General features: G+C 40.1%; 10 protein-coding genes and 2 pseudogenes. 5 read left to right on the forward strand and 7 right to left on the reverse strand.

Annotation, left to right across the window (positions count from 1 at the left end; translation table 11 throughout):
* Window positions 1-155: 155 nt before the first annotated feature.
* Window positions 156-2,393: a GumC family protein gene (locus ACM0OT_RS23355; protein ID WP_414566763.1), complete on the forward strand. Its 2,238-nt coding sequence runs from the start codon at window positions 156-158 to the stop codon at window positions 2,391-2,393.
* Window positions 2,394-2,610: 217 nt separating this feature from the next.
* A complete protein-coding gene (locus ACM0OT_RS23360; RefSeq protein WP_414566764.1) occupies window positions 2,611-3,756 on the forward strand; it encodes a SpoIID/LytB domain-containing protein in 1,146 nt (381 codons plus the stop codon).
* Window positions 3,757-3,801: 45 nt separating this feature from the next.
* Here the strand turns inward: ACM0OT_RS23360 and ACM0OT_RS23365 are convergent, their stop codons facing one another.
* Window positions 3,802-5,118, reverse strand: coding sequence for a hypothetical protein (locus ACM0OT_RS23365; protein WP_414566765.1), 1,317 nt, complete (start codon window positions 5,116-5,118; stop codon window positions 3,802-3,804).
* Window positions 5,119-5,302: 184 nt separating this feature from the next.
* Between ACM0OT_RS23365 and ACM0OT_RS23370 the strand changes: the two genes are divergently transcribed.
* Window positions 5,303-5,782 (forward strand): hypothetical protein, encoded by a 480-nt coding sequence (locus ACM0OT_RS23370; protein ID WP_414566766.1) that lies wholly within the window; start codon window positions 5,303-5,305, stop codon window positions 5,780-5,782.
* 199 nt (window positions 5,783-5,981) lie between these two features.
* Here ACM0OT_RS23370 and ACM0OT_RS23375 read toward each other — a convergent pair whose 3' ends face one another.
* The 4 genes from ACM0OT_RS23375 to ACM0OT_RS23390 are packed head-to-tail and all read right to left on the reverse strand — an operon-like array spanning window position 5,982 to window position 10,464.
* The gene (locus ACM0OT_RS23375) at window positions 5,982-6,557 is read right to left on the reverse strand and encodes a TniQ family protein (protein ID WP_414566767.1); all 576 of its coding nucleotides are present in this window, start codon (window positions 6,555-6,557) and stop codon (window positions 5,982-5,984) included.
* Window positions 6,558-6,564: 7 nt separating this feature from the next.
* Window positions 6,565-7,614, reverse strand: coding sequence for a TniB family NTP-binding protein (locus ACM0OT_RS23380; protein WP_414566768.1), 1,050 nt, complete (start codon window positions 7,612-7,614; stop codon window positions 6,565-6,567).
* Window positions 7,598-9,847 (reverse strand): Mu transposase C-terminal domain-containing protein, encoded by a 2,250-nt coding sequence (locus ACM0OT_RS23385; protein ID WP_414566769.1) that lies wholly within the window; start codon window positions 9,845-9,847, stop codon window positions 7,598-7,600. The genes ACM0OT_RS23380 and ACM0OT_RS23385 overlap by 17 nt, the downstream gene beginning before the upstream one ends.
* A complete protein-coding gene (locus ACM0OT_RS23390) occupies window positions 9,844-10,464 on the reverse strand; it encodes a TnsA endonuclease N-terminal domain-containing protein (protein ID WP_414566770.1) in 621 nt (206 codons plus the stop codon). Before ACM0OT_RS23390 ends, ACM0OT_RS23385 begins: the two co-directional genes overlap by 4 nt.
* Before the next feature lie 262 nt (window positions 10,465-10,726).
* On the opposite strand from ACM0OT_RS23390, the pseudogene ACM0OT_RS23395 reads away from it, so the two are divergent.
* Window positions 10,727-11,014: pseudogene (locus tag ACM0OT_RS23395) on the forward strand (hypothetical protein); the annotation flags it as partial.
* Between the two features lie 722 nt (window positions 11,015-11,736).
* Here the strand turns inward: ACM0OT_RS23395 and ACM0OT_RS23400 are convergent.
* Complete coding sequence (locus ACM0OT_RS23400) at window positions 11,737-12,417, reverse strand: hypothetical protein (protein ID WP_414566771.1); 681 nt, start codon at window positions 12,415-12,417, stop codon at window positions 11,737-11,739.
* A 37-nt stretch (window positions 12,418-12,454) separates the two neighbouring features.
* Window positions 12,455-13,243 (reverse strand): IS5 family transposase, encoded by a 789-nt coding sequence (locus tag ACM0OT_RS23405; protein WP_414566772.1) that lies wholly within the window; start codon window positions 13,241-13,243, stop codon window positions 12,455-12,457.
* 87 nt (window positions 13,244-13,330) lie between these two features.
* Between ACM0OT_RS23405 and ACM0OT_RS23410 the strand changes: the two are divergent.
* A pseudogene (locus tag ACM0OT_RS23410) lies at window positions 13,331-13,636 on the forward strand (ISL3 family transposase); the annotation flags it as partial.
* Window positions 13,637-13,718 lie beyond the last annotated feature (82 nt).

Here is a 13,718-nt window from a genome sequence, read left to right on the forward strand (position 1 = left end):
TTGGCTAATTTGTCAAGCTCACTCTATACCAAATTAGATGAGCTTACCCTGGTATGATGATTTGTCTATAGGTTGAGAAAAATTCATTGCCAATAAACTTTCTCATAATCTCCCAGCTAAATGTTTCCGTATTTCGATATTAGAGGAATTTGATAGTGGCTAACACAAGTCTGAATCAAGAGCAACTGGTTAATAACTCCTCACTCAACACAGTTGATATCAGACAACTACCAAAAATTTTGCTTCGCCGACGCTTTCTATGCTTGGGTGTTTCTTGCATAGTTATGTCAGTTGCTAGCTTATTGGCTGTTAATACCAAGACGAATTACCAAAGCTCTATGCAGATACTGGTAAATTCCAATTTATATGAGGGGGTACGATCAAGTAATATTCGCGTAGATGCAAATAATGAGTTGACTGAGCCAAACTTGTCAGTATCTGACTACAGCGCTCAAATGAAACTCATGCAAAGTTCCAAGCTAATTCAAAAAGCTGTAAATGTTCTTCGTCCTCATTATCCAGATATTACTGTAGAAGACATCCAAGGTAAGAATGAGCATGGAAAACAAACATCTTTGGTAATCAAACAGTTAGAGGGTATATCTGGCGCTAATCAAGTGCTGAGTCCAGTCTTTGAAATTACCTTTCGTGATGATGATCCCGTCAAGACACAAAGAGTACTACAATCTCTGAGAAAAGTTTATCAAGACTATAATATAGAACAACAACAAGAGCGGCTGAATAAAGGGCTGGCTTTTGTTAGTAACCGCTTACCTGAAATCAAAAAAGAGGTGAGTCAAGCTGAGAAAAACTTAGAACTTTTTCGCAGAAAACATAATATACTTGATCCTGAAGTACAAAGTAAAATTCTTTTAGAATCTCTGGCAACCATTCAAAAACAACGCGAAACTACCCGCGCCCAAATTAAAGATGTACAAGCTCGCTATAATAACTTAGAGAAAAAAATAGCGTCTTTATCTCAAAATGCACTCATCGCTGCTCGTTTAAATCAGTCAACTCGTTACCAATCATTATTGACTGACTTTCAAGAAACAGAACAGGCTCTAACTAGAGAGCAGATGCGCTATACAGAAGATGCTCCCATAATAGAAAAACTCAAACAGCAACACCAGAATCAACGAAGGCTGTTACAACAAGAAGCAAAACAATTGCTAGGTGATCAAGCAGTCAATACTAGCATTACGGAAAAAGAACTTTTAACACAGGGGGAAATAACGGGTGTTGACCCGATGCTTGTGCAAGAGTTTATTCAGGTACAAACATTTCTTCTAGGACTAAATGCTAATGAAAAGAGTTTAGCTGAATCAGAAAAAAAACTCCGCTCACAGCTAAATACATATCCCAGCCTCATCGCAGAGTATAACCGTCTCCTACCAGCAGTAGAAACTAGTCGCAAAACCCTTGAGCAACTACTACAAACGCAACAGTATTTGGGATTAAAAATTGCCCAGGGAGGATTTGATTGGCAAATTTTAGAAGAACCAGCTTTGGGAACTTCTACAAGTAATCGCAGATTATTTCTGTTAGTTGGGGGAGCGGTCGTTAGTCCCATTTTAGGGGTCATAGTTGCCCTGACTTGGGGAATGTTTAATTACACCATTTATTCTGTACAAGAATTACAAAAGCGGACGAAACTGCAATTACTAGGATCAGTGCCGAAACTAGCGCCGCGTCCCTTGCAGAAGCGGCTTTCAAGTTTATTTTTACGTAAGCGGAGACACTTAGCACCTTCTTTTGTAGAAGCCAACACTTGGTTACCTTGCCATGAAAGCTTGGATATGGTCTACCAAAATATTCAAATATTCAAGTATTCTTTTCCTTTCAAATCTTTGATGTTAACGTCGGCTCTACCACGGGAAGGTAAAACAACTTTGTCGCTGGGGCTGGCGGCTAGCGCAGCTAGGATGCATCGGCGCATACTATTAATTGATGCTAATCTACGGCATCCTAACCTGCACAAAATCTTAAACTTATCCAATGACTGGGGATTATCTTTATTATTAGTCGATGAAACTAATACCCATGTTCAGGATTACATCCAACCCATTCACCCTTCTATTGATATTTTGACTGCTGGCCCTACACCAGAAGACACCATTAAGCTGCTGAGTTCTCAACGGATGAAAGAACTCATAGATCGGTTTGAGCAAACCTATGATCTGGTGCTAATCGATGCGCCACCGATGTTAGGTACAGTCGATGCCAGAATTTTGGGGTCATTTGCTCATGGAATTGTCATGGTAGGGCGTATTGGTCAGGTAACTCCCAATGAATTGACGCAAGCCATAGAAATTTTGAGCAAATTGAATTTAATTGGAATTATTGCTAACGCAGTGAGTGGTTCTCAAGGAGAGTGGGGAATGGGGGAATAAGAGGCAGGGGGAGGGGGGCAGAGAGCAGGGAGCAGGGGGAGAAGAGGCTGACTAATTACTAATGACCAATGATATTTAATTAGCCGAATTTCAATACTGATCGCATAATTATGAAGAAGTGGCAACTTCCCTCAAGGGATAACTGTCTCCTCTTAAGTGGTAGACACTATAGTTCCAGAGCATCACACAGATACTAAATGTGATTTAAATGATCAGTATGAAATTTCAACTGTTGTTAGGCTCTTTATTTTCTCAGATCAAAGTACGTCATTGGTGGATAGGTATCTTTTTGTGGTTGGCTTTGGTGGCCCCCGCTCAAGCATCTGTGATTCTGCGCGTGGCAATTGAAAGAGGTGTTAATCAGGTTAAGGTCGGTAGTTCTACGACTGCGGTTGTGAAGGATAGTAGTGGTCGGACTCTGGGGCAATTGCCGGCGATGAGTTCATTTAATGCCCAAACTATCTCTGGTGGTGTGGCTTTGGATAGGTGGCAATCTGGTTTATTTTGGATTGAGCCTACAGGTGATGGATTTGTTTATATAGGCGATCGCTGGTATCGGGGGAGAACGTTGGTTGTCCCTACAGACAAGGGTTTAGATGCCGTTAATTGGGTTGATTTAGAAGAATATCTTTACAGTGTTCTTGGCGGTGAAATGGATGCTGGCTGGCCTGAGGAGGCTCTCAAAGCCCAGGCGATCGCCGCTCGTACCTATGCTCTTTACAAACGCAACGAACAACGCAATAATCCCACTTTTGACTTGGGTGCTAGTCCAGATCGCTGGCAAATTTATAAAGGAGTCATGAGCGAATCTTCTAGCACTTACAACGCAGTCGATGGCACAGCGGGGAAAGTACTCACTCATAACAACCAAGTTATTCTCTCGGTCTTCCACGCCTGCTCTGGCGGACATACTGAAAATGTGGAAGATGTTTGGGGCAATCCTTTAGCTTACCTGCGTGCTGTTCAGGACTACGATCAAAATATCAGCGCTTGTAATTGGGTAAATACCTTCACCCCAGATGAAATTGGCAGTAGAGTTTCTGGTGTTGGCACTGTCACAGAAATGATTCCCGAAGCTCACTCACCTTTCGGTAGTGTTAAAGCTTTAAGAATTGTCGGTGACAAGGGTACAAAAACACTCAAGGGCGAAGAAGTACGTACTGCGCTCAAACTGAGAAGTACCCGCTTTCGCATCAGTAAACAACAAGACGGTAAATTTGTCCTACAAGGTCTAGGCTTCGGTCATGGTTTAGGCATGAGTCAATGGGGAGCATATAATTTGGCCCGACAAGGAGCAAACCATCTGCAAATTTTAGGACACTATTACCGAGGTGTCGCCCTCACGCCAATTAAGGCGAAGTGATTGGAGACAAGGGGACAAGGGGACAAGGGGACATCCCCCCATCTCCTACTCCCCACTCCCTTCCTGCAACCGCCGTTGCCATTCCGCGTCAATTTGTGCAGAACGTTCAACTTCTTGGTCGATTAAGTCGGTTTCGCTGGAATAGATTACATCGTCTTTGCTGATGACTTTTTCGGTGGCAAATTGCTGGGCGAAATTGATTTTGCGCTGTAAACCAGTCTTTGGGTCTGCTAATAGCCTAGATCGAGACAGGCGATCGCGGTTACGGGCGGCAATTTTTTGATTGCGCCATTGAATCCAAAAATAACGTACTAAGGGTATGGCCAAAAAACCTGCGCCGTAAGCCAACAATAACCAATAAATTCCTTGGACAAAAGCAACTAATCCACCTAATTCGGCAGCAACTGTACCATCAGCTATCAAACCTCCCAATATTAATGCCGCGACAAAATTGAGTATCCCTAATCCCGCCGATAGCATAATTTGTCCTGAACTTGCTGCACTAAAACGCCAGGGCAATTCTTCTAAGTAGGTTGAGACTGCCTGATGACGTGTTTTACTGGCTTTGACTTGCAATTCTGGGAAGTAATAAACAATTTGCCCTTCTGGACTAACTTCTGGTTGCCCATTAAATCTTGTCAGCACAGGCAACATATAATCTTCGTATTCTTGTGTATAATTTGCACCTAGATTATCCAGATAGGGGGCAATTTGTTCGGCTACCACTGCACCACGGTTATTTTGAATCACAGTGGCAATTTCTTGCCAACGGCGTTCTTCTAAGTTGGCATTAGGATTACCATCGCCAAACAAAAACGAAAATACAGCCTCAAAAAAATTCAGTTCGCTTTCTTGGCGTCTGTCATACTGCCTGCTATGCTGTCTTTCCTGGTAGCGTGGGCGATAATTGGGGCTAAAGTACCAAAATAAATTGGGAAATGGGAAATAGAAGAACCCCCCACCCCTAGAACTACTTCCCCGACTGTTGTCGTTGCGATCTGAGCTAGAGGCGGTAATGATGACAATGATGGTAATAGTTATGAGGGCGATGGAAGCAATTAAAAGAACTCCAAAAGAAACGCGAATGAGGTAAAACAGACCCCCCCAGACTTTCTGCCACCATTCCCGTAATCGTAACTGCAAGTATTTATTACGTAATATATCTCGGAAATTTCGCGGAAACTTGTAAACAATATCACCAGTTTCTGCTACTTGAAGATGTCCACCAGCATCAGAAGCCAGGGCTAATAATCCTTGGCCAGCCTCTGCCACATTTAATCCTGCCTGGGCTGCTACATCACCAACAGTGACTCGGTAGTCCAGGTTTTCTATAGCTTTCATGATGGTGGGATTGGGAGTCATCGCTCTTCCCTCTTGTTAAAATTCGCTTTGTCTTTATTAAGTATAAAGTTTTATTTTTATGAGCTTGTTCGGGTGCAAGGGATGAAATCCCCAGGAATTATTTTTCGTGTGACTTAGCTGCGATCGCTTCATGCTAAAATTATTGATCTTGGCTTGATTAATCAGCAATTTTTCTGTCCTTAGTATGGTTCAGTATACTCTCGCTCAAAGTCCAGAAATTATCCTCACTGTTTCTGGAAAAGATTCAGCCAAAGCCCGTGATAAAGCTATGGATCAGCTGATGGAATTGATGGAAGCAGGTCAGCTGTCTACGGAATTGGAAGAGGGATTTGGGCCTCAACAATTAATTCAGGTTAAGGAACCAGCTAATGATGCTGTAAGTGGCGAGGATAGCATTACGCAAGCTGTTCAGATTTTGAATACTCTAGCCACTCTCAAGCTCAAAGTTCAGGAAACACGCACTGAAGCATTGGAAGTTCGTCAGGCTGTTGATGTTCTATTTTCAGATGATGCAGTCAGTGAAGAGGAAATAGCTAGCCTGAAGGAAGGTTTTAAAGTCCTAAAAAACTTTGCCCAAGCTAATCTACGCTATCAAGAAGCAAGGGACAAGGCAGAACATGCACGGCAAGTTTTGGATCAAGCTTTAAAGTCGCCTGAAAAATAAGACAACAAACATTTGTGGGTTCGCAGATAAGATGAAATGTGAACAACGAAGTTATAGGGGTTCCAGGCATCGAGATTCGCGCATAAAGTGAAATCGATTGTGGGGCAAGGATTTGAGGCAGCTAGCGAATTCGCAGACTAGATGAAATTTGCGAACCAAAACTCCAGAACCATAATTTAAGGCATCCTACACATAAATGTTAATCTCTGCTAATCTGCACGGTAGCAAGGCTTTTCTCCAATGAGGATAAGTATGCAGACAGATTAACTTGGTGAAAGGTGGCTGTTTGTGTAAGCCCTGTGCGAAAATCGAAACCACATCGACAACGAGTGACTGCGGGTCTAGACCACTGAATATTTTTGTGACAACTAGAGCATTGTTTCATCAGTACACATCGATGTATATAACAAGCTGTGACTAGATCCCAATCCCAAATTTTGCGGCAATAAGCAGATGCAGTTAAACAATGTGGGCATAGTTTTTTAGCATACTTATAAATGGCATATTGCTGAGAATTAACATCTCCAAGCAATTGATTAGGAAGAGAAGCCATTACCTTTAGCTGTTCATCGTTCACTTGAATAAGCTGACTCAAAGTTGAAGGCTGATCAAGACTGTTATTGAGGGGAATTCTGCGATTAATATGTAAACCAGCTAGCTGCAAAATCCACTTAGGTGAAGAGTAATAGTTACTTTCATTTAATCGAATTAGATAACCAGCTAGACTTTCATCTTCATAGGGAGTTGGAGTTCGTAGCAGGACTCGATTATGCATTTATTCTTCAAGAATTCCTTAATATTTGAGAGGCTTTTAAGTCTTTATATTTAGATTTAAGGCGTTTATTAGTTCCGCTAATTTCTAAATATAGAGCCGCAGAATGAAGTGGCTCAATCTCAAATTTATCAGTGATAAAAGGATTAATTTTTTCAGGTTTATCAGCTTGAACAAACTTTTCAAAAGCTGCTGATAAAATGTTTAAGTCAAGTTTTTCTTGATTTTGATTAAGAGCTAAATAAGTGCCATACCGAACTTGCTTCATCACATGAGCCATGATTCCATCTGATGCATAGTAAAGCCTTCTTGCTGTATATACCTCGGATAAATTTGAAGCTTGAGCTAGAGGTAGCTTTGACTCTAATAAATGTAAAAAAGTCCGAAATTCTGCACCACCATCGGACTGCCATCCAAAAGACGAGAGATAATGACGATTGGCAAAGCGACGGCTGAGTTGAGAATGAGATTTAAGTTTAAGAACTTCTTCAGCCTCGGGCAAGCCAATTAAAATTATTGGCAAATTTGTATCTAAAATTAAAGTTTTTAACCAATCAGAAACTGTTTTGAGAACTCGCTCTGAATCTCGGTCGATAAAGTGCTGAAATTCATCTAAAATAATTAATTCAACTCTACAATCTTTGAGTAGACCAATTAAACGAATCGTTTGGTTACCAATTGTACCTTTGTCATAAGCGGGGTCGCCAAGTGTCCATAACAATTTCGTTACTACTGTCTTCACAGTTGCTGGGGAAGGAATGGTCACAGCCAAAATAGGAACAAATGTGCCATCTTTTGTGACCTGCCTGGGATATTTATTAGCATAAGCTTTGTAGATTGTAGTTTTTCCGACTCCTGTTTGACCACTAAGAAACATACATTCTGGCTCGGACTTACCTAAAGAAAAATGGTGACAATACTCTATAGCTGCTAAGACTTCTTGAAGTCGAGGGTAAATAACATAAATGTTATTAATAATTTGGAGCTTCTCGGCTAAACTAATTTTCAAGATATCTTGGCTACTTGCATCGTCGCTACTTTCTTTATTTGGGTAAACCAATACTCACCTCCCAACCAGTCAAATCTGGCTCCCAATTATCAATTTCAATCACAGATTCTTCAGCAAGAGAAATATTCTCTATCTCTTGATGAGAAACAGATGTTTTATTTTTCTGGCGTTTGGGAGGTTTGGAAATTTTATTATCAGAATTGTTTGGTAATTCTTGGTGATGAGGTTTGAGTTCTATTTGTTGATTATCTAATAAGTTTATTAAGGAATTGTCAGAATTACTTAAGTCAGATATACCTGTAATTTCACTACCTTGGTTAAATAAATTTAATAATTCTTGTTCAGTCTTTATCTGATGATTTTGGCTTGGGCTATAATGGGTTTCATTGTTAAATGCAACTTCATCTACTTTTAAGTCATCACGTCCAATACCTAGCCATCTAGCCATCGATTTACGCGTTTTACCTTTAGAAGACTTTTGCCATTCACGCTCCACAATTTCTTGAATCTTCTGTTTAGCTAAAGCCAAAGCTACAATATCAACTCTTTTTGACTCAATAGCTGCTAGGTTTTTAATAACTTTGTGTTGCCAAAGAGTCAGACCCTGAGTGTATTCCTGATTCATCGCTGGTACAACGATAAACTGATGGCTATTGGGGTCAAGGACATAGATTGTTGATAAATCTGTGGGGTCATACTTAATAGTGGCTTTTTCTCTTTCTCTCAAGCCACCTTGCCTTCTGTTGTCTTCTTTTTCATAATTTGAGCGTAGTCTAGCTAATTCAGAACTGTTGTAATAAAGCCCATAAAGCTCTACACCTCTTCTAGTAATAACTCGCTTTTCTATAGCTCCGACTAATACTCTTAAATCCTGGAGATTTAGAGGTAATGTGGGTGGATATTCAGCTATTCCTTTTGACCATATTTCGGCTCTAGGCGTACAAAATTGAGAATGATACTTCTGATTATGAATGTCTACAATAAAGATGTGAATCATCTCTTGTAGAGCTTCAAGAGAAACCACAGCATTCTTTTTTGGGTCATAATCATATTGATTTGTAAATTCCTGAAATAATGCCCCTGGTTGTCCCTGCAATAGCTGGGTATTATAACTACTAAACGTCCTTTCTACGCTACTTTTATACCAGGGCATATAAGGAGGTGTATATTGGATGCTTATCCCTAATTGTTGACAAGCATCTTGAAAGTGTTGGCTATAAAATTCTTTTCCATTATCAACGACAATAATTTCCATTATTCCATAGACATTCCAGTCTTTTGTGACTGAAGGAAATTTGTTTTTTACATAATCTTTTGGGTGAATTGTATGGAGTAAACACTGCATAACAGAAAGCGAACTAAAAGGTTCAAAGCTCAGGTAGTAGCCAACAATAACTCCTGAATATTTATCAACAGCACTCGTTAAAGAGGGTGTGCCAATTGGCATTCTTGTATCTGTATCAACAACAAAGAAAGGCAAAAGCGTATGGTCAATTTCAACTCTTTCTAAAGGACGAGAGGGTCGCGGTCCTTCTTGAATGGGGTCATACATTAAACTGGCAGTTCTCTTTCCATAACGACCAACTATTTTTTCAATTGTGTCTAATTGTTGAATTTGGCGGTAAATAGTGGAGCGATGAGGAATAGAGAGAGTGGCTTGCCTGTTTGATTTCCTTAAATTATTTTCTGCCAGAATCCGACAAATCACGACATCATAGATACTGGCAATATTAGGACGTTCAGGAGTTAGATATACTTCGTTAATAACTTCTTTTATTAATTGATATACTTCTGGGGCTATTTTGGGCTTAAAGTTGCCTTTTGCTTGATGTTGAGGAATTAATGAGCGAATATTCCCACCACTATGGCGATATTCTTTTACCCATCGATAAAGAGTAATATATGAAGGGGGATGTTCATCTTCAATTTTTTCGGCAACTTGCTGGATAACTGGGGTCAGGGAAGCAGAAGTATATGTTGATATTTTTTGTTCTAAAACTGTTAAAACATATTTTTCTTTACGTTGAGCTTCCGCTTTCAGATGTTCAGGAATTTCCGAAAAATCTACTGCTTGCCAGGAATTAACAGTTTCAGTTTCGTCCGAATTTTGAAAAGTTAACTGGCCAGTGAAGAAGTATTGAACTAATTCTTTTTCACTTAGCGAATTAATTTGACTAGTGGATTTTTCAAGTAACTTAAATTTGTTGCCTGTTTTCTCTTGGATAATGTACTCACGATTATGTAGCCACAAGTGAATTCCTTCTTGGAATCTAACTTTAGTCATTTTCCTTGCCTCCCCGCAAGATAGGCTTGTGAGGATAAATAAATAGGACTATTATCCTTTAGTTTAACCACTAAATCAGTTTTTAAAAATCCCCAAAAAATTAATTTCAATAAAATGGGTTTATCAATCCCTTGAGGCTGTAAATCCTTGATAGCTGCCTCTAGAGTAATTGCTGATTTTGAATAAAAATATTGATGACAAATAATCAGGTGTTGAAGTGTTAAGAGGATATTGGCATATCGATAGAGAAGTTTAACGTTATTTAACAGAGAGCCTCTACTCATCATTTCATCAGTGATCATGGTAAATTCCCACCCACGAGACTTCAAAGTAGAAGCTATTACTGGAAATTTTTTGACATTTTTTTCATCATCAAGCCAAGTTGCTGGCTTAATTTCTACAATTTGTTGTTTTGACTGCCTTTGTACTAAAAAATCCGGGGTGTACCGCCGTACTTTGTCATCTAAAATGTAAGAAATTTTGAAGGGTTGAGTTTTGTAGGAGACGACATCTGGGTCGATTTCCAGAAGATACATATAATTTCTTTCATTCAGAGATTCGTACCAAACCAAAGAGCGCATCTTGAAGCTGAAGAATCTACCTATGTTTTTCTTCATGCCTGTATTGGTAATTTTTCTTGCCAAGCTAGTCAAGTTGCGTTCCTATGGGATTTTCAGTATCCCTGATGTTGAATGTTCCTAATTTCACATAAAGTCCAGTTAACTTCTGTGATTAGTTACACCATTTCACTTTATGTGCGAAGGCGCTAGCTGCCTCAAACGCTTACCCCACAATCGATTTCACTTTATGCGCGAATCTCGGTGCCTGGAACCCCTATAACTTCGTTGTTCACATTTCATCTTATCTGCGAACCCACACGCCGTTGAACCACCAGCGACATATTTTGCAGTGCTGTATTTATATAAAGAACCAGGAGATAAGCCATTACATGCTTTGGGTGCAGAACTATGGTTGGGACAAAAACCGATTTGTCGGTTAGAGCCGATCCACTGTTTTGGGCTAACGGCAGGGAAGATACGTGCCTACACAGATAAGGTGTTGCAGGCTTTTGCCAAAGAATATGGTGTCTCGCTGTACCAATATAAGGATATGTTTGAGATTAGCCCATCTCATTGCCCAGTACGTCCTTGTCCATTGAATTTTGAATTAACTATTTGGGATATGCTAGATGAGATGTCAGAAGCGCCACCGACATCTCCACTGGATGCAGTGTGGCAGTGTTTAGATGCAGAATTGCATGATTTACCTGTGGAAGTACAATTATCAACCGCAGCATTGGCTTTTTCTCAAATTGCAGATATTCTCAAATCTTGTGCTGAGTTAGTTTTGCAGGATGTACGCGATCAAAATCATCCTGAAGGGCCCGTAATTAGTAGCGATATGTTTGCGGGATTAGTACGGACAACTATGCAGTTAGATTTGGACGATTTAATAGAACCAGCAATACCGCAGACTTTTAAGCCACATGGGCCGCATCACTTTTCTCATATAGATGAGTCCAATGATTCACTGGTAGCCCCGGTGGAGAAAGAAAAAGTGTTGGCGATGGTGGAAGAAGTAACGAGTTTAGAGGATGTTCGGAATTTGGCCAGTGATGAAGATTTAGAAAGATGGCAAAGTGCGATCGCCTCATATCTTGCACAGGTAAATGATGAAATTTGTCTAGCTAAACTACTGCAACGGGTTTTGAAAATGCCAATGGTAGAGGTATGGTTGGGATTATTGCTGGGTGGGTTTCAATTAGAGCAACGTGGTGATTTTTACAATAGCCAGGATATCTGGGTAATGGGAAATTCTGCTCAAAGAATAGTCCAATGAAGGCAGTAGTGTTAAATAGTAGAAAAAAACTGCTTGAAAACCGTCATAAATTACTTTCTCCAAACTGTGGGAGAGATAATTTTAGCATCTAAATCATCGAGATAAAAACTGTAAACAGGTTCTCCTGACAATTCACAGCGTAAAGGTTCAATAATTTTAGTGAAGGGATTCCAAACTGCTGTGACAGTACGTTTAGCTTTCTTTCTTTGCAACTCACACTGAATATGTACAGTAGGTAAATGGATAATCATGGCACTATGCAAGCCAGCTTCTACAGTCATAGCATAACGCTCTTGGATATCTAACAATTTCCTAGACAATTCTCTTTGTGTAGCTTCAATTCGGGCTAATTCCTTGTCTTTATCATCACCAATGAGGTGTTTTGACTCAATTTTCTGACGAATTTCCGAGCTAATTGTATTGTAATAATCCCGGAGTCTTTCTTCATCTCTAGCCCTAGCTCTTGTCAATTTAGCTTGCCAAGGGTCTAAAGATTGTCCAATCAATGTTTCAGTTTGATATTCGATTAACCTCAACAACTCATGAAAAGGAATAGATAATGGTGTTTCTTGATGCTCTAAAGGAATTTTATCAGCCTCCCAGAACAAAGCATCACTAATTTCGACTGGGGTAACTCCGGTGATTTCATTAATAATAAAGGAAACTAAACCAATCCTTTTTTCGGAAGCATGTGCTGTGTAAGCGACATTACACAAAATGTAACGAGTCATTTGAGAGGATGTTTGAAAAGTTTTAGGGAGTCAAAAATTAAGCCAATCGCTTCACCATAATACGGATCATTGCAAGGTAGATAAACGTTTCTGAGGTTTCGGGCAATAATTCATAATCTCTGACCAATCGCCGACATCCCATGAGCCAGCCAAAAGTGCGTTCCACCACCCAACGTTTTTTGAGCAAAACAAAGCCCTTGGTTTGCGCTGGTCGCAGCACCACCTGTACAATCCAGCGACAAAAATTCATGACCCACTGCATGAACGGTTCCCCATCAAAGCCACCATCAACCCAGATGGTGGTTAACCGAGATTGTGGCTGAGACTGTTTAACTCGTTGGAGAACTTGTTTTCCCCCTTCTCGCTCACCGACATTGGCTGCTGTTACCAAGACCCGCAGTACTAACCCTAAGGTATCAACGGTCATAAATCGCTTGCGTCCTTTAATTTGCTTGCCGGCATCAAAGCCTACTGATTGACTCACCATTGCCGCACTCTTGACGCTTTGGCTATCAATTATCGCTTCCGATGGACTCGGATGACGTTCAATTTCCATTCTCGTCCATTCTCGGAGACTATCGTGAATGTGCAACCATGTCCCGTCTTTACGCCAGTTTCGGAAATATGTGTACACTGTTTGCCAAGGAGGAAAGTCCCCAGGTAGCGCTCGCCATCTCACTCCTTCTAGCAGGATGTAAAAAATTGCATTCAGGACTGACCACATATCAACTTCATGCTTACGACCACCCGGTTTCCCTTCTGGAATCAAGTCGCTAAGAAATTCATATTGTGCTCGGCTCAGGTTACTGGGGTAAGCTTTACTCATGTCGCTCTCTCGGTGCTGTTTATTATCTATTCACAGCGTATACTGAGAGAGCTTTTTTACAACATACCTAACTTTTCAAACACCCTCTTAAAAGAAATGCATGAATTAAAAGAAAAATTTAGAAAGATTTTTAATAAGACGGATAATTGGTATCCGGGAGTTTTTAAACTCGGTATGTGGTTATCGAAAGCTAAAAAATGTTTTCCCAAGAGTAACAATACTATTATCCGTTGGTTTGATGAGATAATTGCTTACTTTGATAATGGGACAAATAGTGGTGCTGTGGAAGGTATTAATAACAAGATCAAGTTGATTAAACGTTCCGGCTATGGATTTAGAAACTTTGACAATTTTCGAGTTAGATGCTTATTGAATTGGCATTTTAACTATTAGTTAAGCATACTATGTACTGAAGAACCCAGATTATTAGAATTAAACCCCGATTTGGTCACAACTTTCGGTACAGGTAATTCCC

It is taken from the genome of Anabaena sp. CCY 9613 (genome assembly GCF_963920895.1).
Taxonomy (GTDB): Bacteria; Cyanobacteriota; Cyanobacteriia; order Cyanobacteriales; family Nostocaceae; genus Cyanocohniella.

Coding starts and splice junctions, on each gene's coding strand:
- ACM0OT_RS23390 (WP_414566770.1), bottom strand. CDS start 10,464: ATGAAGAAAAACATAGGTAGATTCTTCAGCTTCAAGATGCGCTCTTTG.
- ACM0OT_RS23365 (WP_414566765.1), bottom strand. CDS start 5,118: ATGACTCCCAATCCCACCATCATGAAAGCTATAGAAAACCTGGACTAC.
- ACM0OT_RS23385 (WP_414566769.1), bottom strand. CDS start 9,847: ATGACTAAAGTTAGATTCCAAGAAGGAATTCACTTGTGGCTACATAAT.
- ACM0OT_RS23400 (WP_414566771.1), bottom strand. CDS start 12,417: ATGACTCGTTACATTTTGTGTAATGTCGCTTACACAGCACATGCTTCC.
- ACM0OT_RS23375 (WP_414566767.1), bottom strand. CDS start 6,557: ATGCATAATCGAGTCCTGCTACGAACTCCAACTCCCTATGAAGATGAA.
- ACM0OT_RS23405 (WP_414566772.1), bottom strand. CDS start 13,243: ATGAGTAAAGCTTACCCCAGTAACCTGAGCCGAGCACAATATGAATTT.
- ACM0OT_RS23370 (WP_414566766.1), top strand. CDS start 5,303: ATGGTTCAGTATACTCTCGCTCAAAGTCCAGAAATTATCCTCACTGTT.
- ACM0OT_RS23360 (WP_414566764.1), top strand. CDS start 2,611: ATGAAATTTCAACTGTTGTTAGGCTCTTTATTTTCTCAGATCAAAGTA.